This window comes from Rhodococcus sp. BP-349, from assembly GCF_019835845.1.
Lineage (GTDB): Bacteria > Actinomycetota > Actinomycetes > Mycobacteriales > Mycobacteriaceae > Rhodococcoides.
In genome coordinates this window covers 718,311-740,158 of the sequence record NZ_JABUDR010000003.1, presented here as the reverse complement: position 1 = coordinate 740,158, position 21,848 = coordinate 718,311, and the positions used below count along the sequence as shown (strand labels likewise).

General features: G+C 68.5%; 19 protein-coding genes and 1 riboswitch. Of the genes, 7 read left to right on the top strand and 12 right to left on the bottom strand.

What is annotated here, in order from left to right; genetic code table 11:
- Window positions 1-17: 17 nt before the first annotated feature.
- A riboswitch (cobalamin riboswitch) is annotated at window positions 18-101 on the bottom strand.
- A gap of 39 nt (window positions 102-140) precedes the next feature.
- The gene (locus HQ325_RS19850) at window positions 141-626 is read right to left on the bottom strand and encodes a GNAT family N-acetyltransferase (protein WP_027505061.1); all 486 of its coding nucleotides are present in this window, start codon (window positions 624-626) and stop codon (window positions 141-143) included.
- A gap of 12 nt (window positions 627-638) precedes the next feature.
- A complete protein-coding gene (mqo, locus tag HQ325_RS19845; RefSeq protein ID WP_222631948.1) occupies window positions 639-2,198 on the bottom strand; it encodes a malate dehydrogenase (quinone) in 1,560 nt (519 codons plus the stop codon).
- Between the two features lie 157 nt (window positions 2,199-2,355).
- On the opposite strand from mqo, the gene HQ325_RS19840 reads away from it, so the two are divergent.
- From HQ325_RS19840 to HQ325_RS19830, 3 genes are all read left to right on the top strand, one after another.
- A complete protein-coding gene (locus HQ325_RS19840; protein ID WP_222631946.1) occupies window positions 2,356-3,396 on the top strand; it encodes an alpha/beta hydrolase in 1,041 nt (346 codons plus the stop codon).
- Window positions 3,393-4,802 (top strand): mycothione reductase, encoded by a 1,410-nt coding sequence (gene mtr, locus HQ325_RS19835; protein WP_222631945.1) that lies wholly within the window; start codon window positions 3,393-3,395, stop codon window positions 4,800-4,802. Before HQ325_RS19840 ends, mtr begins: the two co-directional genes overlap by 4 nt.
- A 105-nt stretch (window positions 4,803-4,907) precedes the next feature.
- A complete protein-coding gene (locus tag HQ325_RS19830) occupies window positions 4,908-6,365 on the top strand; it encodes an HNH endonuclease signature motif containing protein (RefSeq protein WP_222631943.1) in 1,458 nt (485 codons plus the stop codon).
- Here HQ325_RS19830 and HQ325_RS19825 read toward each other — a convergent pair whose 3' ends face one another.
- From HQ325_RS19825 to dxr, 8 genes are all read right to left on the bottom strand, one after another.
- Complete coding sequence (locus tag HQ325_RS19825) at window positions 6,366-6,908, bottom strand: alpha/beta fold hydrolase (protein ID WP_222631941.1); 543 nt, start codon at window positions 6,906-6,908, stop codon at window positions 6,366-6,368.
- 11 nt (window positions 6,909-6,919) lie between these two features.
- Entirely contained in the window at window positions 6,920-8,458 is a 1,539-nt protein-coding gene (locus HQ325_RS19820) for a cobyric acid synthase (protein WP_222631940.1), read from the bottom strand.
- Complete coding sequence (gene map / locus HQ325_RS19815; protein ID WP_222631939.1) at window positions 8,455-9,312, bottom strand: type I methionyl aminopeptidase; 858 nt, start codon at window positions 9,310-9,312, stop codon at window positions 8,455-8,457. Before map ends, HQ325_RS19820 begins: the two co-directional genes overlap by 4 nt.
- A 29-nt stretch (window positions 9,313-9,341) precedes the next feature.
- Window positions 9,342-11,150 carry a penicillin-binding transpeptidase domain-containing protein gene (locus tag HQ325_RS19810; protein WP_222631937.1) on the bottom strand — a complete coding sequence of 603 codons (1,809 nt, stop codon included), beginning with the start codon at window positions 11,148-11,150 and terminating at the stop codon, window positions 9,342-9,344.
- 53 nt (window positions 11,151-11,203) lie between these two features.
- Complete coding sequence (locus HQ325_RS19805) at window positions 11,204-12,037, bottom strand: GNAT family N-acetyltransferase (protein ID WP_222631936.1); 834 nt, start codon at window positions 12,035-12,037, stop codon at window positions 11,204-11,206.
- An 88-nt stretch (window positions 12,038-12,125) separates the two neighbouring features.
- Window positions 12,126-13,289 (bottom strand): flavodoxin-dependent (E)-4-hydroxy-3-methylbut-2-enyl-diphosphate synthase, encoded by a 1,164-nt coding sequence (gene ispG, locus HQ325_RS19800; protein ID WP_155956970.1) that lies wholly within the window; start codon window positions 13,287-13,289, stop codon window positions 12,126-12,128.
- A gap of 103 nt (window positions 13,290-13,392) precedes the next feature.
- A complete protein-coding gene (locus HQ325_RS19795; RefSeq protein ID WP_222631934.1) occupies window positions 13,393-14,616 on the bottom strand; it encodes an RIP metalloprotease in 1,224 nt (407 codons plus the stop codon).
- Window positions 14,617-14,624: 8 nt separating this feature from the next.
- Window positions 14,625-15,767, bottom strand: coding sequence for a 1-deoxy-D-xylulose-5-phosphate reductoisomerase (gene dxr / locus HQ325_RS19790; protein ID WP_056445324.1), 1,143 nt, complete (start codon window positions 15,765-15,767; stop codon window positions 14,625-14,627).
- Window positions 15,768-15,874: 107 nt separating this feature from the next.
- Between dxr and HQ325_RS19785 the strand changes: the two genes are divergently transcribed.
- Complete coding sequence (locus HQ325_RS19785; protein ID WP_222631932.1) at window positions 15,875-16,408, top strand: DUF1990 family protein; 534 nt, start codon at window positions 15,875-15,877, stop codon at window positions 16,406-16,408.
- A 100-nt stretch (window positions 16,409-16,508) separates the two neighbouring features.
- A complete protein-coding gene (locus HQ325_RS19780) occupies window positions 16,509-16,787 on the top strand; it encodes a DUF2631 domain-containing protein (protein ID WP_374107245.1) in 279 nt (92 codons plus the stop codon).
- A gap of 4 nt (window positions 16,788-16,791) precedes the next feature.
- Here the strand turns inward: HQ325_RS19780 and rlmN are convergent, their stop codons facing one another.
- Window positions 16,792-17,904 (bottom strand): 23S rRNA (adenine(2503)-C(2))-methyltransferase RlmN, encoded by a 1,113-nt coding sequence (gene rlmN, locus HQ325_RS19775; RefSeq protein ID WP_027505044.1) that lies wholly within the window; start codon window positions 17,902-17,904, stop codon window positions 16,792-16,794.
- A gap of 91 nt (window positions 17,905-17,995) precedes the next feature.
- Here rlmN and HQ325_RS19770 point away from each other — a divergent pair, with 91 nt between their 5' ends.
- Together HQ325_RS19770 and HQ325_RS19765 are read left to right on the top strand one after the other, a co-directional pair.
- Complete coding sequence (locus HQ325_RS19770; protein ID WP_027505043.1) at window positions 17,996-18,388, top strand: lipopolysaccharide assembly LapA domain-containing protein; 393 nt, start codon at window positions 17,996-17,998, stop codon at window positions 18,386-18,388.
- A 178-nt stretch (window positions 18,389-18,566) separates the two neighbouring features.
- Complete coding sequence (locus tag HQ325_RS19765; protein ID WP_197027755.1) at window positions 18,567-19,412, top strand: CoA ester lyase; 846 nt, start codon at window positions 18,567-18,569, stop codon at window positions 19,410-19,412.
- A 3-nt stretch (window positions 19,413-19,415) separates the two neighbouring features.
- Here HQ325_RS19765 and HQ325_RS19760 read toward each other — a convergent pair whose 3' ends face one another.
- The gene (locus HQ325_RS19760; protein ID WP_222631931.1) at window positions 19,416-21,791 is read right to left on the bottom strand and encodes an excinuclease ABC subunit UvrA; all 2,376 of its coding nucleotides are present in this window, start codon (window positions 21,789-21,791) and stop codon (window positions 19,416-19,418) included.
- Window positions 21,792-21,848: the final 57 nt, after the last annotated feature.

The window sequence follows — 21,848 nt, the reverse complement described above, 5'->3', positions numbered from 1 at the left end:
TGACACGAACGCTCGGCGATCTGGCTCCGTGATCCGACCTCCTGAAGGAGGCCGGACCACGTCACAGTGGCGGGACCGCGCCCGAGTCACACGGGCTTCTCCGAGACGTTCGTCGGTTGTTCAGTGTCGGTGCAGGCGAGTCAGTTCTTGTCGCCTTCGCTCCAGGGACTGCCGCCGCCGCGCCGCATGGGCGTGTGCGGGATGCCGTCCTCGAGAACTTCCTGGCCGTCCGGGTAGAAGCCGTGCTTTGCGTACATCTCCACCAGGTAGCTCTGCGCGTTGATGCGGCACGGGGACGACCCGACCTCCGCGAGCGCAGCTCGCAGCAGACGCGTGGTGTGGCCCTGCCCGCGCGAGGAGCGGTGGGTGCACAGGCGCCCGATGCGGAACGACTTCTCGCCGTCGTCGTGCTCCTCGAGGAGACGCAGTGTGCAGACCACGCTGCCGTCGCGCTCGAGCCAGAAGTGGCGGGTGTCGGAGAGCAGGTCCTTACCGTCGAGCTCGGGGTAGGCGCAGGCCTGCTCCACCACGAAGACCTCCACGCGCAGCTTGAGCAGCTCGTAGAGGGTCTCGTTCGACAGGTCGAGTGCCCAGGATCGCTTGAGTGTTGCAGTCGCCGTCGTCATGTGATGGTGGTATCACACAGTTCCGGAGTGCGCGACCTGCCGGCCGGTGGCCGAGGTCGTGTCGAGCTGCAGCACTCGCGTGGTGTGCGACCAGATCTCGTCGAACAGACGCGGGTTCTCGGCCAGCTTGGTGCCGAGCGACGGAACCATGTCCTTGAGGGTGGGCTCCCACGAGCTGTACCGGTCGGAGAAGCAGCGCTTCAGCACGTCCAGCATCGCCGGCACGGCGGTGGACGCTCCGGGCGACGCCCCGAGCAGGCCCGCGATGGTGCCGTCGCCCGCGTTGATCACGGCGGTGCCGAACTCGAGCACGCCGCCGCGACCCTTGCGACGGATCACCTGGACACGCTGCCCGGCGGTGACCAGCTCGAAGTCCTTGCCCTGAGCGGACGGCATGAACTCCCGCAGCGTCTCCACGCGGTCGGTCTCGGACTGCAGCAGCTCGGTGACGAGGTACTTGGTGAGGGCCATCTCGGTGACACCGACGCCGAGCATCGAGAACAGGTTGTTCGGCTTGACCGAGTTGACGAGATCGGTCATCTTGCCCTGCTTGAGGAACTTGGGTGACCAGCCGGCGTAGGGCCCGAACAGGAGCCCGGGCTTGCCACCGATGACACGGGTGTCCAGGTGCGGCACCGACATCGGGGGCGCACCGACCGAGGCCTTGCCGTACACCTTGGCGGAGTGCTGCTCGACGAGCTCGGGGGTGGTGCATCGCAGCCACTCGCCGCTGACGGGGAAACCGCCGAAGCCCTTGGCCTCCGCGATACCCGACTTCTGCAGGAGGTGCAGGGCGCCGCCGCCCGCGCCCACGAAGACGAACTTGGTGACGATCTTGCGCGTGACGCCGGTCCGCCCGTTGTAGACCTTGACGGTCCAGGTGCCGTCGGAGTTCTTGGACAGGTCGCGGACCTCGTGTCCGAAGTTGACCGAGGCGCCCTCGACCGCGAGGTGGTTGAGGAGCTGCTTGGTCAGTGCGCCGAAGTCGACGTCCGTACCGCCGTCGGACCAGTTGAGCGCGATCGGATCACTGAAGTCGCGCCCCTTCGCCATCAGCGGGAGGCGATTGGCGAACTCGGTCTCGTCGTCGATGTACTCCATACCGGGGAACAGCGGGTTGCCCGACAGCGCGTCGTACCGCGCACGCAGGTACTTCACGTTGTCCTCGCCGTGCACGAAGCTGACGTGTGGGATGGGGTTGATGAAGTTCTTGGGATCGTCGAGCACGCCGGCCTCCAACGCGTGCGACCACCACTGCCGCGAGACCTGGAACTGCTCGTTGACGTTCAGCGCCTTGCTGATGTCGACGGAGCCGTCCTTGCCCTGCGGGGTGTAGTTGAGCTCGCAGAGGGCGGAATGGCCCGTACCGGCGTTGTTCCACGGGTCGCTGCTCTCCGCGGCCGCGGCGTCGAGACGCTCGAAGACGGAGATGGACCAGGTGGGCTCGACCTGACGGAGAAGCGTGCCCAGCGTGGCGCTCATGATGCCCGCGCCGATCAGGACGACGTCGGTCCTCTCCACCTTCGATCCCGACCTGGTGCCGGACTGACTGTTCTGATCGTGTTCGCCCACTGCTGGATCGACTTCCTTCGTCCATCGGCACTCCCTGCAGGAGTGCGGTGCGGATGCTGCTGTCCGCGGCGCCGTGCCGCGTCACCGCGACAGTCACCGTCTCTGTACCCGATTGTGCCCCTCGCCACCCCTGCGAAGCGGCCATTAGTGTGTGAGTGTGACTACATGGGCGCCCGATGTACTCGGTGACGATTACGAGCAACTGACCATACCGCTCGGGTCCGACCCGGACGGCGAGGGCGAGGTGCGGGCCACACTCGTGCGCCTGACGCGGTCCGTGACGGGTTCCGCGACGCCGAAGGGCGCGGTCCTCTACGTGCACGGTTTCACCGACTACTTCTTCCAGCGCCACCTCGCCGAGCACTTCGCCGCTCTGGGACACGCGTTCTACGCGCTCGACCTGCGCAAGTGCGGACGCTCCATCGGCGAGGGGCAGTCGCCGCACTTCGTGTCCGACCTGGCGCTGTACGACGAGGAACTCGACCGGGCGCTGGCGATCGTGCGCGAGGAGACGGGCGCCGAGGTCCTGATGGCGGCGCACTCGACGGGCGGCCTCATCGTCCCGCTGTGGCTCGATCGTCTCGAACGCACCCGAGGGGGCGCCGCTGCCGCCGGCATCTCCGGTCTGGTGCTGAACAGTCCGTGGTTCGACCTCCAGGGCCCGCCCCTGGTGCGCAGCGTCGGAACCGTCGCGATCGGTGTCCTGGGCCGCGTCGCGCCCCTGCGCGCGCTGCCGGGCCAGGGTCTGGACACCTACGGACTCTCCATCAGCTCGGGTGGCAACGGCGAGTGGGACTACGACCTGTCGTGGAAGCCGTTGGCAGGCTTCCCCATCAAGCTCGGCTGGATCCGCGCGGTCCGTCGCGGCCACGCGGAGTTGCACCGCGGACTCGACATCGGCGTGCCGTCCCTGATCCTGCGGTCCAAGGTCACCCGCTTCTCCAAGACGTACGTGCCGGACGTCGACGCCGCGGACGCCGTTCTCGATGTCCGTCAGATCGCGCGGTGGGCGGGGTGCCTGGGCAACCGCACGACGATCGTGCCGATCGAGGGCGCCCGCCACGACGTCTTCCTCTCCACACCCGAGCCGCTGGAACGCGCCTTCGCCGAGATGGACGACTGGCTGCGACACCGCGGCACCGGGTTGTCCGACGCGCCCTCGGGCGGCGACCACGCAGAACTGGCGACCGGATCGTGAGCGCCACGGCGGACACCGGGTCCGATGTCCAGCACTTCGACCTCGCGATCATCGGAACCGGTTCCGGCAACTCGATTCTCGACGAGCGCTTCGACGGGTTGACAGTCGCGATGTTCGAGGAGTCCATCTTCGGCGGCACCTGCATCAACGTGGGATGCATCCCGACGAAGATGTTCGTCTACGCGGCGGAGGTGGCCCGCGCTGTCACCACGGCGTCGAAGTACGGCATCGACGCCCACATCGACAAGGTGCGGTGGACCGACATCGTGGACCGCGTCTTCGGCCGGATCGACCCCATCGCGGACGGCGGGGAGAGATACCGCCGTGAGGGTTCGCCCAATGTGACGTTGTTCAGCAGCCACGCGCGCTTCGTCGGACCGCGCCGTATCGACACCGGTGACGGCCGTGTCATCACTGCGGACAAGGTCGTCGTGGCGAGCGGTTCGCGCGCCACCGTCCCGGATTTCATCCGCGACAGCGGCGTCACGTTCCACACCAACGACGACATCATGCGGCTGCCGTCCCTCCCCGATCGGCTGATCGTGCTCGGTTCGGGCTACATCGCCGCCGAGTTCGCGCACGTGTTCTCCGCACTCGGCTCGCACGTGACGATCCTGGCGCGCAAGGAACACCTTCTGCGCAAGTCCGATCTCGAGATCTCGCAGCAGTTCACCACGCTCGCGCAGGACAAGTGGGACGTCCGGCTCTCGGTCGATGCCACCGGTGTCCGGCAGGACGGCGACGATGTCGTGGTGTCCCTGTCGGACGGCACCGAGGTGCGCGGGGACGCACTGCTGGTGGCGATCGGTCGCGCTCCCAACGCCGATCAGCTCGGCGCCGACGAGGCGGGCATCGACCTGCACGACGACGGCCGCATCGCGGTCGACGAGTTCGGCCGCACGTCGGCCGAGGGCGTCTTCGCACTCGGCGACGTCTCGTCGCCGTACCAGCTCAAGCACGTCGCCAATGCCGAGGCGCGTGTGGTGCAGGAGAACGTCCTGCAGCCGTCGTGGGCCGACACGACGGGGTGGAAGCGCTTCGATCACCGCTTCGTCCCGTCCGCGGTGTTCACCGATCCGATGATCGCCGAGGTGGGCCTCACCGAGCAGGAGGCCCGTGACCAGGGATACGACATCGCGATCAAGGTCCAGAAGTACGCCGACGTCGCGTACGGCTGGGCGATGGAGGACGACGAGGGTCTCTGCAAGGTGATCGCCGACCGCGCGACCGGTCGACTGCTGGGCGCGCACATCATCGGTGAACAGGCGCCGACCGTGATCCAACCGCTGATCCAGGCCCTCACGTTCGGGCAGTCCGTCCGCGACGTCGCACGGGGCCAGTACTGGATCCACCCGGCACTGCCCGAGGTGGTCGAGAACGCGCTCCTCGGACTCGATCTCGACTGAATCGGACGCGCTCGCGCCACGCTGATTCGTGTCGGTGGTGTCGGTTACTGTCTGATCAGGCCGTCGGGGGGCGGTCTGATCGGGGCATCACCGGGGGGTGAATTCGTGTACGACACAGTGGTTTCGACGGATCTATTGGTGTCGTCGAAGGTGGACGCTCAGGCGTCGTACGCGCGGACCGTGTCGGCGTCGTGTGCGTACGTGCAGGAGTCGTCGCGCCGGCCGGCGGTGCTCGGTACGGGTGGGGTATTCGACGCCGAGGCTGCTGAGACCTGTGCGGTGGCGGAGGTCGCGGCGGCGTTGTCGGTGTCGACGCGCACAGTGACCGAGTGGTTGTTCCTGACCCGCACCGCGCATCCTGCGGTGGCGGAAGCGTTCGACGCGGGCCGGTTGGCGTACGCGGCGTTCCGGACGGTGTGCCGATCGGTGACCGGGGTTCCGAACGCCACCGAAGCACTGCTGCAGCGGGTGATCGCTGCCGCGTCGAAGTGCACTCCGGGTGCAGTGGCAGCCGCGGTCGACCGGATCCTCGCGGAGTTCGACGCGCAGTGGCACCGGAAGGCGCGTGAACGGGCGGCGTCGGAGCGGTCGGCGACGGTGCGGAAGCTGCCGCGGGGTCAGGCGGAGCTGACGATTCGTGGTCCGGCGGAGCAGGTCGCCGCGATGTGGCGGGTGATCGTGTCGGCGGCGCGTGGGGTGTGCGCCACGGATCCACGGCTGCTCCCGGCCCGCTTGTTCGACGCAGCTCACGCGGTGTTCACCGGTGGCGCTGTCTCGTGTGAGTGTGCTGATCAGGACTGCGCACGGCGGGGGCCGGTCGCCCGTCCGGACACCATTGCGGTGATCGTGCTCGATGCGGCCACGGCGGCGGGGTTGGCGGGGGAGCCGGGTCATCTCGTGGGTTGGGGACCGGTCCCAGCAGATGTGGCCCGGAGAATCGCCGGGGATGCGACGTGGCAGGCACTCATCACCGCCGCGACGGTCCCCGAACCGCGGGCGGGGTGCAGTTGCCCAAGCCCGCAGCACGACCCACCCACAATCCCCGACTCACCGGCCCCGCCGGTGCCGACCGCCGGTCGAGAAGTCCGCCGAACTCGCCGCATGCCGGCAGGGTGGACCCCCATCGAGGGGAAACTGGGCAGCACGAAAAACCGACAACTACGCGAGCAGGTCGACTACCTCCGCACGCTCCCACCCTCTGCGGTGGACCGTGCCGTCGAGAACCCCGACGGGCACGGCGGCTTCGCCGTACCCCCGACGGGTGCGTTGACGTACCGGCCGTCCGAGGCGATCGCCGCCCTGGTGACAGCCCTGTATCCGACGTGCATCCATCCGGGGTGTGCTGTGCCCAGCGAGGACTGCGACCTCGACCACGTCGTCCCGTTCGACCACACCGACCCCCGGAGAGGCGGATGGACGGTCGCCGCCAACCTTAAACCCCTGTGCCGCCGGCATCACGGGTTGAAGACACGGGGGCAGTGGCATTACCGGATGCTTCGCAACGGCATCGTCCACATCCGCGACTCCCGGGGCACCGACTACCTCACCGCACCCGGAGAGTGATCACCAGGCGCTGGTGCGCATCACGATCTCGGTCGCCAGGGCCGCGGCCGCAGCCTCGGGACTGGAGGAATCGAGCGTGACCACGCGGTAGTCGCCGTAGACGTAGCGACTCGTCGCGGACGCCTCCGCCGCGAGAGCCGGATCCACGACCACCATCGTCGTACGCAATTCGACTGCCGGGCAAGCGGAGTCGTCACGCACGGCCGGGTGGCCCCGGTCGATGACGACCAGGCTCGACACCCGCCCGAAGGTACGGGCGGCGAGCGACCAGGCGCGGTCTGCGCCCTCTCCCCTGCCGACCAGATTGACCCACGGCAAGCCGAGGGCATCGAGCAGCGCCACGAGATCGGTGTCGTTCGGAGTCACGCCGGGCTCGAGCGTCACGGTGCGCAGATCCGACGTGGTCAGTCGCGCCGCGGTGTCGTCGAAGACGTCTGCGCCGTCGGCGTCTGCCGGGAGCAACAACACCGCGTGGCCGCTGTCCGGCCCGTCGACCCGCACAGTCAGATCGCCGGAGGGCAGGGAGACGGTCTGCTGCTGCATGGGACCCGACGCTACCCGACCGACCACGACGACTGCGTGACGCGCAGTTCGGGCAGGGCGGGAGCGCCCTCGGCGACGAGCGTGAGAAGCGCATCGACGTCGAGGGAGCTCTCCATGAGGTCGGCCAGCAGATCCACCTGAGCCGTGCGCATGGCGTCGACATCGGTGTCCGGGGCCGCCACGAAGCCCGTGCGGCCGGCCTGCTCCGCCACCTCCGTGAGGAAGGCACGACGGAAGTCGTCGTTCTCGAGCAGGCCGTGCCAGTGGGTGCCGCGCACCCGTCCACGGACGCTGCCCTCCGGTTCGCCGTCCGTGCCCGTGAACCACGGGTCGTCCCCGCTCCGGGTCACCCGGCCGTGGTGGATCTCGTAGCCGGTGACGGGGACGGTGCCGGCATGCCCGGTGACCCGCGAGAGCACCTTGTTCGCAGCGAATTCGATGTCGAGGTCCAGGAGGCCGAGCCCCTGCACCTGCCCGGCACCCGACTCGACGGCGTCGGTGATCGTTCTCCCCAGCATCTGGTAGCCGCCGCAGATTCCGAGTACCGGAGCGCCGCGGGCGACGCGCCGCGCCAGCTCGTCCGCGATGCCGGTGCGCCGCAGCCAGTCCAGATCCTGGACCGTGGCCTTGGAGCCGGGGAGCACCACCAGATCCGCGTCCGCCAGCCGGGAGGCCTCGGTCGCCCAGTGCACCGTCACCCCCGGTTCGCAAGCCAGGGCCTCGACGTCCGTGGAATTCGAGATGCGCGGCAACCGTACGGCGGCGACGCGGAGCCACTGCGATCCGATCGGAGGAGCGGGCCGGCCCAACGGTGCGTCGGCCACGGTCCCCAGGGAGTCCTCGGCGTCGAGCCACAGCTCGTCGCTGAACGGAACGATGCCCAACGTCGGCCGGCCGGTGAGGCTCTCGAGGGTGTCGAGTCCCGGTTGCAGCAGCGCGGGATCGCCGCGGAACTTGTTCACGACGAACCCCGCGATCAGGGCCTGGTCCGCCGCGTCGAGCACGGCGAGTGTGCCGAAGAAGTGTGCCAACACTCCCCCGCGGTCGATGTCGCCCACGACGATCACGGGAAGGCTCGCAGCGCGCGCCAGTCCCATGTTCGCCAGATCGGTGGCCCGCAGGTTGATTTCGGCGGGTGAGCCGGCGCCCTCGCAGATCACCACGTCGAAGTCGGCCCGCAGCGAGTCGAGTTCCTCCGCCACGACCGAGCGCAGATGCTGTCGATGCGTCATGTAGTCGGCGGCGCCCACGGTGCCGGTGGCACGACCGCGAACGACCAGTTGCGACGTCCTGTCCCCGCCCGGCTTCAGCAGGATCGGATTGAACCGCACGCTGGGCTCGAGACCGCATGCCCGGGCCTGCAGTGCCTGCGCACGACCGATCTCCCCGCCGTCCAACGTGACGACGGAGTTGTTGGACATGTTCTGCGCCTTGAACGGTGCCACCCGCACACCGCGTCGAGCGAGGAGACGACACAGTCCCGCGACGACGACACTCTTGCCGGCATCGGAGGTGGTTCCCGCGACCAGGATGGCGCCGCGAACGGTCAAGGCAGGGTGAGGATCTCGGCGCCCGTCTCCGTGACGACGAGGGTGTGCTCGAACTGGGCGGTCCACGATCGATCCCGCGTGACGACGGTCCAGCCGTCGTTCCACTGATCCCAGTCGATACCCCCGAGGGTGATCATCGGCTCGATGGTGAACACCATTCCCGGCTCGAGCACCGTCTCGACGGTGGGCTCGTCGTAGTGCAGCACCACGAGGCCGTTGTGGAAGGTGGTACCGATGCCGTGACCCGTGAAGTCCCGGACGACGCCGTACCCGAAACGATCGGCGTAGGCCTCGATCACCCGTCCGACGACGTTCAGAGCGCGACCCGGCTTGACCGCCTTGATCGCCCGCATGGTTGCCTCGTGGGTGCGCTCCACGAGCATGCGCGCTTCCTCCGAGACGTCCCCGGCGAGGAAGGTGGCATTCGTGTCACCGTGCACCCCGTCGATGTAGGCAGTGACGTCGATGTTGACGATGTCCCCGTCCTGCACGACCGTCGAATCGGGGATGCCGTGGCAGATGACCTCATTGAGCGAGGTGCAGCAGGACTTGGGAAAACCCTTGTAGCCCAACGTCGACGGGTACGCACCGTGGTCGAGCATGTACTCGTGGGCGATGCGATCGAGTCGGTCCGTCGTGACGCCCGGCTCGACAGCTCTACCGGCTTCCTGGAGTGCCTGCGCCGCGATGCGACTGGCCAGACGCATCTTCTCGATGGTCTCCGGGGTCTGCACCCACGGCTCGTGACCTTCGCGGACGGTCTTCTTCCACGCGTACTCGGGACGCTCGATGGACTTGGGAACATCGAGAACGGGTGAGACGGTGCCGGGTTCGAGAACGGTGCGGACGGACATGGGTCCAGCGTAGTCGCCGCCGGTCGCGGTCAGTATCCGGCGGGCAACGCGGTGATCATGTCCCGCGTCACGGCGACGGCATTGTCCGAGCTGCCGCCGCGCACGACGAGTGTCGCGAACGCGAGATCACCGCGGTACCCCACGAACCAGGCATGGGATCCGCCCTCGACCTCGGCCTCACCCGTCTTCCCGTACACCTCGCCCTGGTCGGCGATCCGGTCCGCGGTGCCGCTCGTGACCACCGAGCGCATCATCCCGCGGAGTCCGTCGACCATGGCCGGTTCGATCTGCGGGTGGTCACCGTCGATCGTGGTCTCCTCCCCCTGGATCAGCCGGGGAACGGGCGTCGATCCGTGTGCGACGGTCGCGGCGGCGAGAGCCATGCCGAACGTCGACACCAGCACCTTTCCCTGCCCGAACCCGTCCTCGGTGCGCTGCACCAGTTCCTCGGCGGGCGGGACGGATCCCGACTCGGTGGGCAGACCCACGACGCCGTAGTCGGGCCCGACGCCGAACATCGCCGCCGCGTCGGTGAGAGCACTCGCCGACATCTCACTGGCGAGCTTGGCGAAGGAGGTGTTGCACGAGCGCGTGAAGGCCGTGCTCATCGAGACGTCGCCGAGCGAGAACTCGTTGTAGTTGGGCACGCTGCGCTCGCCGATGACGATGCGGCCGGGGCACGGCACCGTCGTCTCGGGCGTCGCGAGCCCCTCCTCGATCGCCGCTCCCGCCGTGATGATCTTGAAGGTGGAGCCCGGTGGGTAGAGGCCGGTCGAGGCCACGGGACCGTCCCGATCCGCCGCCGGGTTCTGCGCCACCGCGAGGATGTCGCCGGTCGACGGCTGGATCACCACCATCATCGCCTGGTCCCGGGACACGTTGACGGCGTTCTGTGCGGCCACCTGCACCGGTCGGTCGAGGCTGATGCTGATCGACGGAACCGGCTGCGGCGCCGTCTCGGTCAACACACCGGTGTCGGCGCCGTTGGTGTTGACCGCCACGACGCTCCAGCCCGCGGCACCGTCGACGCGGTCCATCACGGTCTTCTTCACCTGGCTCACCAGGTCGGGGGCGAACGTGCGATCGGTGGAGACCAGGTCGGACTGCTCCGTTACCGACACCCCGGACAACGCGAGCAGACCGGGGGCGACGGCGTCGTAGTCCTCGTCCCGGAGAGTCACCAGGCGGTACGGGCCCTGCGTCGCGGTCGCCGACTCCACGATGGACTGCGCCGTGATCGACGCGTCGAAGGGCTTCAGGATGCGTTCGAGGGTGCGCGCCGTGCCCACCACGTCGGTCGACTCGGCGGCGTCGAAGGACACCCCCTGGACCACCCCGGGGACCAGGACGTCGGACCCCGCGTGCTCGTTGACCCGCGCCCGCGGCGCCGACGTGGACCGCAGCACCATCGACTGGGTGTCCCCGAGCTTGGGGTGCAGATCGGTCGAGTTCCACCGGACCACCCAGGCCCCGTCGCGTCGGCCCATCTGGAGAGCGCCGTCGTACGTCCAGGTGCGGTCCTTCGGAAGGTGCCACGTGTAGGTGTAGTCGACGGTCGCGGTGTCGCCGTTCACGCTCACCGCACCGGTCGCCGCGTCGAGCGACTCGGCCTGCAGGCCGTCCCACGCCTGATCGACGGCGGCGGTCGCGAGATCCGGCCGATCCGTGGCCTGCGCCGCGGCGGCACTGTCACGCTCGGCCAGCGCGGAGACGAACGAATCGGCCGCGGACTCGGGGCCCTGCGGTTTCGGGGTGCACGCCGAGGCCGCCACCGCAGTCACCGCCGCGACGAGCACGATCAGGACGCGGGTGGCACGGCCGTGTTCACGAGAGGTCATCGATGTTCATCGTAGGGCGACGGGACGCCCGCGGCCCTCACCCTGACAGCGTGTCAGTCGAGCAGAACCGTGGAGAAAGTGGCGACGCGCTCGAACCCGACACGCTCGTAGGCCCGACGGGCGGGCACGTTGTAACTGTTGACGTACAGGCTGGCCGTGCGGCCGCTGTCGACCACCGCGGCCGCCACGGACGCGGTTCCCGCGGTACCGAGCCCGCGCCCGCGGTAGAGCGGGTGCACCCACACGCCCTGGATCTGACCGACCGAGGTGGAGAGCGATCCGACCTCCGCCTTGAAGACGACGCGCCCCTCCTCGAACCTCGCCCAGGCGCGACCCGCCGCGATCAACGAGGCGATGCGCCGCCGATAGCCGCGTCCGCCGTCGCCCGCGCGCGGATCGACGCCGACCTCCTCGATGAACATGGCTACGGCCGCTGTGAGGTAGACGTCGAGTTCGTCGACGGTGACGCGTCGGACGTGGGGGTCCACGGCGGTGGGCGCGCTCGTCAACGCCAGCAGTGGCTGTTCGGCACGCACCTCACGCGGGGTTCCCCAGTCGGCGGCGAGCAGGTCCCACAGCGGCAGCGTCAGCTCTGCCCGCCCCACCAGCGACGAGCAGACACGCGGAGATCGCAGCGCGCGCTCGGCGAAACTCCGGAGATCGTCGTAGGTACCGAACAACGGCACGAGATTGGCTCCCGAGAAACACAGGGACGATGCCGGACCTCCGCGTGACCACAGTTCACCGTGGTTGTCGCGGGGCTCCACGCCCGATTCCTCGACGCGCGCGAGCACCATGCACGACGCGACGGGATCGCTGCGCAGCACACGGACCACCTCGTTCGTGTCGCGGCTCGTCAGCGCCTTAGCACCGAGCAGCTTGAGCATCCCGCCACCTCCGTGACCACCGATCCACACCGCCCACACCCGTTGTCATGGTGACACTGCCAGGAAATGCCGCCGCAGACGAGGAGAATCAGCTGACCGACACGACGGGTGATCCGCCGGCGGCTTCCTGATCGGACTCGTACGACTCGGCGATACGCATGGCCTCCTCGATCAGGGTCTCCACGATCATCGCCTCGGGCACCGTCTTGATGACCTCACCCTTGACGAAGATCTGTCCCTTGCCGTTTCCGGACGCCACACCGAGATCGGCGTCGCGCGCCTCACCGGGACCATTGACGACGCATCCCATGACGGCGACGCGGAGCGGAATCTCCATGCCCTCGAGCCCGGCCGTCACCTGATCGGCGAGGGTGTACACGTCGACCTGCGCGCGTCCGCACGACGGGCAGGAGACGATCTCGAGCTTGCGCGGACGGAGGTTGAGGGACTGCAGAATCTGCGTCCCCACCTTGATCTCCTCGTTGGGCGGCGCGGACAGCGACACGCGGATCGTGTCGCCGATGCCGTCGGCCAGCAGTGACCCGAAGGCCACGGCGGACTTGATGGTGCCCTGGAACGCCGGCCCGGCCTCGGTCACGCCGAGGTGCAGCGGGTAGTCGCACTTGGCGGCGAGCTGCCGGTAGGCCTCGACCATGATGACCGGGTCGTTGTGCTTGACCGAGATCTTGATGTCGCCGAAGCCGTGCTCCTCGAAGAGCCCGGCCTCCCACAGCGCCGACTCCACCAGCGCCTCGGGAGTGGCCTTGCCGTACTTCTGCATCAGGCGCGGATCGAGGGATCCTGCGTTGACTCCGATACGGATGGGGATGCCCGCGTCACCGGCCGCCTTCGCGACCTCCTTGACGCGGCCGTCGAACTCCTTGATGTTGCCGGGGTTCACGCGCACGGCGGCGCACCCGGCATCGATGGCCGCGAAGATGTACCGCGGCTGGAAGTGGATATCCGCGATGACAGGGATCTGCGACTTGCGCGCGATGGTCGCAAGAGCGTCCGCATCTTCCTGTCGCGGGCACGCGACGCGGACGATGTCGCATCCTGCGGCGGTGAGTTCGGCGATCTGCTGCAGCGTGGAGTTGATGTCGTGAGTCTTGGTGGTGCACATCGACTGCACCGAGATCGGCGAGTCGCTGCCGACACCGACACTGCCCACCTGAAGCTGACGAGTCTTCCGTCGCGGTGTGAGCACCGGTACGGGTCCGGCCGGCATGCCCAGTCCAACGGTCACTTCGATCCTTTCGAGCTTCTGACGGCATCTGGTGCCGACTGACTCTCCCCACTGTAGTCGCGCCGTGAGGACCGCCGTGTGTTCGCGCCGTCACGCCGGACCTGCGCTTCTACCGGAAGATCTGAATGGGGTTCACGATGTCGGCGGTGAGGGTCAGGAGCATGAACGCGCCGCCGATGAGAATGACGACGTACGTCACCGGCATCAGCTTCAAATAGTTCACGGGCGCACCCTTGCCCAGCCCCCGCAGCGAGCGGATCTTGTTCCGAATGCCCTCGTAGACGGTCACCGCGATGTGCCCGCCGTCGAGCGGAAGCAACGGGAGCAGGTTGAAGGCACCGAGGAAGAAGTTGAGGGTCGCCAACAGCGTGACGAAGACCTCCCACAAGCCTCGTTCCGCCGCCTGACCGCCGATGACGCTGGCACCGACCACGCTGATGGGAGTGTTCGGATCACGCTCACCACCGGTGATCGACGTCCACAGTGCCCCCACCTTGCTGGGAAGATCGACGATGGCCTGCACCGTCTGTCCCGCGATGAAGACCGTGTAGGAGGCCGATCCGCCGATGGCGGACACCGGGTCGTAGTCGAGGGTGAGCGCGGTGCGGGCGACACCGATGGCGCCGGTGGTGCGCAGCTCGGTCTCGTCCGGTGCCCCGTTCTCCACCGGGAACAGTCGCTGGGTCTCCTGCACCTCGACGGGAAGGGTGAGAGACTCGCCAGCCCGGTCCACGGTCACGGTGACAGTGCCACGTTCGTCCTGAATCGCGGTCACCACCTCAGCGAACGTGTCGGTCGGCTCGCCGTTCACTGCCGTGATCACGTCACCGTTCCTCAGCCCGGCGGCGCCCGCGGGCCCGAGTCCGTCGCACGGCGCGAAGTTCCCGTCGGCGTCTTGCGGAGCGACACATTGCGTTCCCGCGACCGTGGACGAGTTCACGGCCGTCGTGTCGCGATTGGGTAGCCCCCAGCCGAGGGCGAGGGTGTACACGAGCACGAACGCCAGCACGAAGTTCATCGCGATCCCGCCGAACATCACGGCGAGGCGCTTCCAGGTCTTCTGCTTGTACATCGCGCGCTCGACCTCGTCGGGAGCGAGCTCGTCCACCGCCGTCATGCCCGCGATGTCGCAGAAGCCACCGGCCGGGATCGCCTTGAGTCCGTACTCGGTCTCGCCGCGACGCCAGGAGAAGATCTTGGGCCCGAACCCGATGTAGTAGCGGCGTACCTTCATGCCGGTGGCCTTGGCCACCCACATGTGCCCGCACTCGTGGAGCGCGATCGAGATGCCGATGCAGATCGCGAAGGCGATCACACCGAGAACGAACACCATCTTCTCGTTCAGCCTTTCGATCGTGTGGCGGCGAGTGTGCGGGCGGTGCCCCGAGCCCACGTGTCCGCTGCGAGAACGTCGTCCACCGTAGACGGTTCCGCGGACCAGTCGCCGCGTCCGGCGTCGACCACGTCGGACACGACGTCCACGATCTGCGGGAACGACAGGCGCCCGTCGAGGAACGCCTCGGCGGCGATCTCGTTCGCCGCGTTGTAGACCGCCGTCATGCAGCCGCCCAGCGCGCCGGCGGTGCGCGCGAGCTCGACCGCGGGGAACACCTCGTCGTCGAGTGGTTCGAAGTCCCACGTGTGGGCTCGGGTGAAGTCCAGGGCCGTCGCGGCGCCGGCGATGCGATCAGGCCATCCGAGTGCCAGCGCGATCGGCAGCTTCATGTCCGGCGGGCTGGCCTGAGCGAGCGTCGATCCGTCGGTGAACGTAACCATCGAGTGGACGATGGACTGCGGATGCACGGTGACGTCGATGCGGTCGTACGGGATGCCGAACAGCAGATGCGCCTCGATCACCTCGAGGCCCTTGTTCACCAGGGTGGCCGAGTTCAACGTGTTCATCGGACCCATCGACCAGGTGGGGTGCTTGCCGGCCTGCTCCGGCGTCACGGACTCGAGTCCCTCGCGATCCCAGCCGCGGAACGGCCCACCGGACGCCGTGACCACAAGTCGGGCCACCTCGTCCGCGCGACCGCCGCGCAGGCACTGGGCGAGAGCCGAGTGCTCGGAGTCGACGGGAACGATCTGGCCCGGAGCCGCCGCGGACGTGACCAGCGAGCCGCCCGCCACGAGAGACTCCTTGTTCGCCAACGCCAGTCGAGCTCCCGATTCCAGCGCAGCGAGCGTCGGCGGCAGACCGAGAGACCCGACGAGCGCGTTGAGGACCACGTCGGCCTGCACCTCGCGGACCAAGGACGTCGCCGCGTCGGCCCCCGAGCGCAGCCCCGGCGTGTCCACGGTCCGCGCAGCGTCGACGTCGGCCACCGCCACGTCGCGGACACCGGTCTCGGCGATCTGCCGACGCAACAGATCGACGTTGCCTCCGCCGGCGGCCAGCCCGACCACGGTGAAACGGTCCGGTCGAGCCGCCATCACCTCGAGCGCCTGGGTGCCGATGGACCCCGTACTGCCGAGCACCAGCACCCGCACGGGCCCGTCGGTCCCACGTGCCTTCTGTTCCGTCACCTGGACAGTGTGGACGACCTCACTGAGAGCACGGTGAGCGGGCAACTGCGTCTCACCGTGTGAGGATGGACCGCGTGCCCCTGCTCCCGTCCGCCGATCCGGACTCGTACTTCTCGACGCCCCTCACGTACGCCGAGATCGGAGGGACCGCGCACGAGTCGATGCCGGCGGATTACCACCACGTCGACGTGGAGAAGCGCATCGGGGCCGGCCTCGAACTCTTCGAGCGGGCCGGACGCCGCATCGTCGAGTGGGACATGCATCGCGGCGCCGGGCTGCGGGTGCGGTCGAGCGCGGCGTCGGCGACCGTCGACACCGTGGTGGTCCTGCTGCTCGGTCCGGTCCGTATCCCGTGCCGGGTCGTCGAGGTGATCGACGAGTCGCACCACCGGGGCTTCGCGTACGGCACGCTGCCGGGTCACCCCGAGTCGGGTGAGGAGCGCTTCACCGTCCGACACGATCCGGTCACCGACGCCGTAACCGCCCACATCCGCGCCTTCTCGCGGCCCGGCAACAGGGTCGTCGCACTGGGCGGGCCCCTCAACAGGGCGACCCAGCGCATCGCGACCGGTCGCTACCTCGCGGCCCTCACCGCGTGACACGTCGTGGCGACTGCCCCTACGACGGCCGGTCGTACAGCGCGCTAGGATTCAGCCCACCAGGGACCACCTGCATCACAGACTTTCAGGAGGATCGGCCGTGACCGACATCAGCCGCAACCAGGCTTCGGACGTCGAGCGCGTTCCCACAACCAAGGTCAGCACCGCCGAGGTGCCGTCCGCGGAGTGGGGGTGGAGCGGCGAAGGCCCCCGTACCTCGCGCATCGCGGGCTGGGTCACCGTCGCGATCCTGCTGGTCATGATCATCGGTAACCACACGGGCCGGGTCGAGGACATCTGGCTCGTCGGCTTCGCCGCGGCCATCGCAGGCCTGCTGGTCCGCGACATCCTGCTCCGCCGCAAGCCGCGCCGCTCCTGACGGCTCAGTTCTCGGCGGCCAGCTGCCCGCAGGCCGCCGCGATCTCCTGACCCCGCGTGTCACGCACGGTGCACGAGACTCCGTGCGCACGCACGCGTCGCACGAATTCCTGCTCCACCGGCTTCGGACTGGCGTCCCACTCGCTGCCGGGTGTCGGATTGAGCGGGATCAGGTTCACGTGGACCAGCGCCCCCAGGGCGCGCTTGAGCTTCTTGGCCAGCATGTCCGCTCGCCACGGCTGATCGTTGATGTCGCGGATCAGCGCGTACTCGATGGAGACCCGTCGCCCCGTGGTGTCGGCGTAGTAGCGCGCCGCGTCGAGGACCTCGGCGATGGGCCAGCGGTTGTTGACGGGGACGAGCGTGTCGCGCAGTTCGTCGTCCGGGCAGTGCAGCGACACGGCCAGCGTCACCGTCAGACCCTCGTCGGCCAGCTTGCGGATCGCGGGCGCGAGCCCGACGGTGGACACCGTCACCGAGCGCTGTGACAGGCCGAGGCCCTCCGGCGCGGGCGAGACGATCCGTTTGACCGCCGCGACGACGCGCTTGTAGTTCGCGAGCGGCTCCCCCATCCCCATGAAGACGACGTTGGACAGTCGCCCCTCGCCGCCCTCGACCGCACCGTCGCGGAGATCCGCCGCAGCGCTCCGCACCTGGTCGACGATCTCGGCCGTGGAGAGGTTGCGTTGCAGGCCGGCCTGGCCGGTGGCGCAGAACGGGCAGGCCATGCCACACCCGGCCTGGCTCGAGATGCACAGCGTCGCGCGATCCGGGTACCGCATGAGAACCGACTCGAGCAGAGTGCCGTCGGCGGCCTTCCACAGCGTCTTGCGCGTGTCCCCGCCGTCGCAGGCGATGTGCTTGACGGGCGTGAGCAACGTCGGGAACAGCGCGTCCCCGACCTTCTCGCGGACCGACGCCGGAAGATCGGTCATCTTCGCCGGGTCCGCCTCCAGCCGGGAGTAGTACTGCCGCGCCAGCTGGTCGGCGCGGAACGCCGGCAGGCCCAGCTCGGCGACGGCCGCTCGACGCTGGTCCGCGTCGAGGTCGGCGAGGTGCTTCGCGGGCATGCCGCGACGGGGAGCGTCGAACACGAGAGGGAGAGCGATGGGTGCCATAGTGAGCACCATTCTCTCACTGTTCGGCGACACTGTCGGGCACGGTCGGGGCAGACGTGCATTCGCCACCTCCGTACAGCATGATCTGTACATGGCCCGCTCATCGCACGACGCATCCGATCCGAACGCCCTGACCGGCACGGACGCTCCTCTGGACACCTCCTCCACCGCCGCGGGTCTCCCCGTCGAGCAGACCGGGCCCACGGACACCCGCCTGGCGCAGGGAAAGACGCCCGACGGCGTCAAGCACACCCGTGCGGCGGCGCTCTACACCGGTCTCGTGGTGGGCGCGATCATCCTGGTCGTCCTGATGGTGTTCATCATCCAGAACCTCGACAGCGTCCCGATTCACCTGTTCGGCTGGACCTTCGACCTGCCCATCGGCATCGGCATGCTCCTCGCCGCGGTCGCCGGTGCGCTCGTCATGGCCACCGCGGGTGGAGTGCGCATCCTGCAGGTCCGCCGGGCCGCCAAGCGCAAGTAGTTCGTCGGCCGCGGTCGTGAGCGATCTCACGTCGCGGCCGTCGGTGTTCCGTCGCGCACGTGAACACTATTGACACAACCTTCACGTGTGGTGGTCTGCCGTGCACAGTGGTGATCGAACGGTACGAGTCGCAGCTCGACGCGACCCACGAGCGACACACCGAGCGAGGACTGCACACGTGACGACCTTCCTGGAGAACCCCGTGCTATCTGGAGTGGCCGCCGACAAGGCGCGCTCGTGGCTTCTCGTTCCTGCGAGCAAGCCGGAACTCTTCACCCCGGCCGCGGAGTCCGCCGTCGACGCCGTGATCCTGGACATCGAGGACGCCGTTGCACCGGGCGCGAAGCCCGCCGCACGCGATGCCGTCGTGTCCTGGCTCCGTGCCGGCGGCCGCGCCTGGGTACGCATCAACGACGCCACCACGCCGTACTGGGCCGACGATCTCGACGCGCTGCGCGGCATCGACACCCTCGAGGGCGTCATGCTCGCCAAGACCGAGAGCGGAAGCCAGGTCGAGGCCACCGCCGACCGATTGGGTCACGGTTGCCGGATCGTGGCGCTGGTGGAGTCGGCCATGGGTCTCGAGGCTGCCCCCGAGATCGCGCGCGCCGAGGCCACCTTCCGCCTGGCGTTCGGCAGCGGCGACTTCCGGCGCGACACCGGCATGAGCGACGACCCGATGGCGATGGCCTACCCGCGCGCCCGGCTCGTCGTGTCGAGCCGCGCCGCCCGGCTTCCCGGCCCCATCGACGGCCCCACCCTCGCCGTCAACGACAGCATGCTGAGCCGCGACAGCCAGCTCACCGTCTCCATGGGCATGACCGGCAAGCTGTGCATGCACTCCGATCAGGGCCCCATCGTCAACCGCGAACTCGCACCCAGCGCTGCCGATGTGGCGTGGGCTCGGGACGTCATCGCCCAGCTCGGTGAGGACGGCTCCGGCGTGCGCGACGGCAGCGACCTCCCCCGCCTGGCCAAGGCGAAGAAGATCACCGCTCAGGCCGCGGTCTTCTCGATCGGCTGACGGTCACCGCTCGACGTACGCGGCGAGGTGTTCACCCGTGAGGGTGGACCGTGCCGCGACCAGGTCCGCGGGTGTTCCTTCGTAGACCACGGTGCCACCGTCGTGCCCGGCGCCCGGTCCGAGGTCGATGATCCAGTCCGCATGGGCCATCACGGCCTGGTGATGCTCGATGACGATCACCGACTTCCCGGCGTCCACCAGCCTGTCGAGCAGGGCGAGCAACTGCTCGACGTCGGCGAGATGCAGTCCCGTCGTGGGCTCGTCGAGGACCAGGATGCCGCCCTTGTCCCCCATGTGCGTCGCCAGCTTCAGCCGCTGACGCTCGCCCCCGGACAGTGTGGTCAGCGGCTGACCGATCTTCAGATAGCCCAGGCCCACGTCGTTCAGCCGAGTCAGGATTCGATGCGCCGCCGGTAGCGCGGCGTCACCGCCGGCGAAGAACTCCTGTGCCTGCGCCACCGACATCGCGAGCACCTCGCTGATGTCGCGGCCGCCGAGGTGGTACTCGAGGACCGAGTTCTGGAACCGTCGGCCCTCGCACAGCTCGCACACGGTGGCGACTCCGGCCATCATCGCGAGGTCGCTGTAGATCACCCCGTTGCCGTTGCACGTCGGGCACGCTCCCTCCGAATTCGCGCTGAAGAGAGCCGGCTTCACCCCGTTGACCTTGGCGAAGGCCTTCCGGATCGGCTCGAGGAGGCCCGTGTAGGTCGCGGGGTTGCTGCGCCGCGAGCCGCGGATCGCGCCCTGATCGACGGCCACGACGTCCTCGCGGCCCGAGAGCGAGCCGTGGATCAACGAACTCTTGCCCGACCCGGCGACCCCGGTCACGACCACCAGGACCCCGAGGGGCACGTCGACGTCCACCGACTTCAGGTTGTGCGAATCGGCGCCCCGGATCTCCACCGCTCCGGTCGACGTGCGCACCGCGTCCTTCACCGCGGCGCGGTCGTCGAAGTGCCGGCCCGTGATGGTGTCACTCGTCCGCAGCCCCTCGACGGTGCCCTCGAAGCACACCGTGCCACCGGCCGTTCCGGCGCCGGGTCCGAGATCGACGACGTGGTCGGCGATGACGATCGTCTCGGGCTTGTGCTCGACGACGAGCACCGTGTTTCCCTTGTCGCGCAACCGGATCAACAGATCGTTCATGTTGGCGATGTCGTGGGGATGGAGTCCGGTGGTGGGTTCGTCGAAGACGTAGGTGACGTCGGTGAGCGACGATCCGAGGTGCCGGATCATCTTGGTGCGCTGCGCTTCACCACCGGAGAGCGTGCCCGCCGGCCGGTCGAGACTCAGATAGCCCAGTCCGATCTCGCGGAACGAGTCGAGGGTGTCTCCCAGCGAGGTGAGCAGCGGGGCCACGGACGGTGCCGACACTCCGCGGATCCACGTCGCGAGATCACTGATCTGCATGGCGCACGCGTCGGCGATCGACACGCCGTCGATCGTCGAGGACCGTGCACCCTCGTTGAGCCGCGTGCCGTCGCACTCCGGGCACACGGCGAAGGTCACCGCGCGTTCGACGAACGCCCGGATGTGCGGCTGCATCGCGTCGACGTCCTTGGACAGGAACGACTTCTGGATCTGGGGAATCAGTCCGGAGTACGTGAGGTTGATGCCGTCCACCTGGATCTTGGTCGGCTCCCGGTACAGCAGGTCCTCGCGCTGGCGCTTGGTGAACTTCGCGATGGGCTTGTCCGGATCGAAGTAGCCGGAGCCGCGGAAGATCCTCCCGTACCACCCCTCCATGCTGTAGCCGGGGATCGTGATCGCACCCTCGTTGAGCGACTTGCTGTCGTCGAAGAGCGCGGTGAGGTCGATGTCGGAGACGGAGCCGCGCCCCTCGCACCGCGGGCACATCCCGCCGGTGATGCTGAAGGTGCGCTTCTCCTTCGTCTGACGTCCGCCCTTCTCCACCGTCACCGCTCCCGCACCGGAGATGGACGCCACGTTGAACGAGAACGCCTGCGGGGAGCCGACGTACGGCTGTCCGAGACGGCTGAAGAGGATGCGCAGCATCGCGTTCGCGTCGGTGGCGGTACCGACGGTGGACCGCGGGTCGGTACCGAGCCGCTGCTGGTCCACGATGATGGCCGTCGTCAGACCGTCGAGCAGATCCACGTCGGGCCGCGCGAGAGTGGGCATGAACCCCTGCACGAAGGCGCTGTACGTCTCGTTGATCATGCGCTGGGACTCGGCGGCGATCGTGCCGAACACCAACGAACTCTTGCCCGATCCGGACACGCCGGTGAACACCGTCAGACGGCGCTTCGGAAGGTCGACGCTCACGTTCTGCAACGTGTTGACTCTCGCCCCCTGCACCCGGATGACATCGTGGGTGTCGGCGACGTGCCGTGCGGTACTCGACTTCGTGGCCATGGCTGATGTCCTTCGTGGTGCAGCGAACGGGTCAGCGGACACGGTAGCCGGTGGGCA

Coding starts and splice junctions, on each gene's coding strand:
- HQ325_RS19850 (WP_027505061.1), bottom strand. CDS start 626: ATGACGACGGCGACTGCAACACTCAAGCGATCCTGGGCACTCGACCTG.
- map (WP_222631939.1), bottom strand. CDS start 9,312: ATGTCCGTCCGCACCGTTCTCGAACCCGGCACCGTCTCACCCGTTCTC.
- HQ325_RS19795 (WP_222631934.1), bottom strand. CDS start 14,616: ATGGTGTTCGTTCTCGGTGTGATCGCCTTCGCGATCTGCATCGGCATC.
- HQ325_RS19825 (WP_222631941.1), bottom strand. CDS start 6,908: ATGCAGCAGCAGACCGTCTCCCTGCCCTCCGGCGATCTGACTGTGCGG.
- rlmN (WP_027505044.1), bottom strand. CDS start 17,904: ATGGCACCCATCGCTCTCCCTCTCGTGTTCGACGCTCCCCGTCGCGGC.
- HQ325_RS19770 (WP_027505043.1), top strand. CDS start 17,996: ATGGCCCGCTCATCGCACGACGCATCCGATCCGAACGCCCTGACCGGC.
- HQ325_RS19805 (WP_222631936.1), bottom strand. CDS start 12,037: ATGCTCAAGCTGCTCGGTGCTAAGGCGCTGACGAGCCGCGACACGAAC.
- HQ325_RS19810 (WP_222631937.1), bottom strand. CDS start 11,150: ATGACCTCTCGTGAACACGGCCGTGCCACCCGCGTCCTGATCGTGCTC.
- HQ325_RS19785 (WP_222631932.1), top strand. CDS start 15,875: ATGGACCGCGTGCCCCTGCTCCCGTCCGCCGATCCGGACTCGTACTTC.
- HQ325_RS19760 (WP_222631931.1), bottom strand. CDS start 21,791: ATGGCCACGAAGTCGAGTACCGCACGGCACGTCGCCGACACCCACGAT.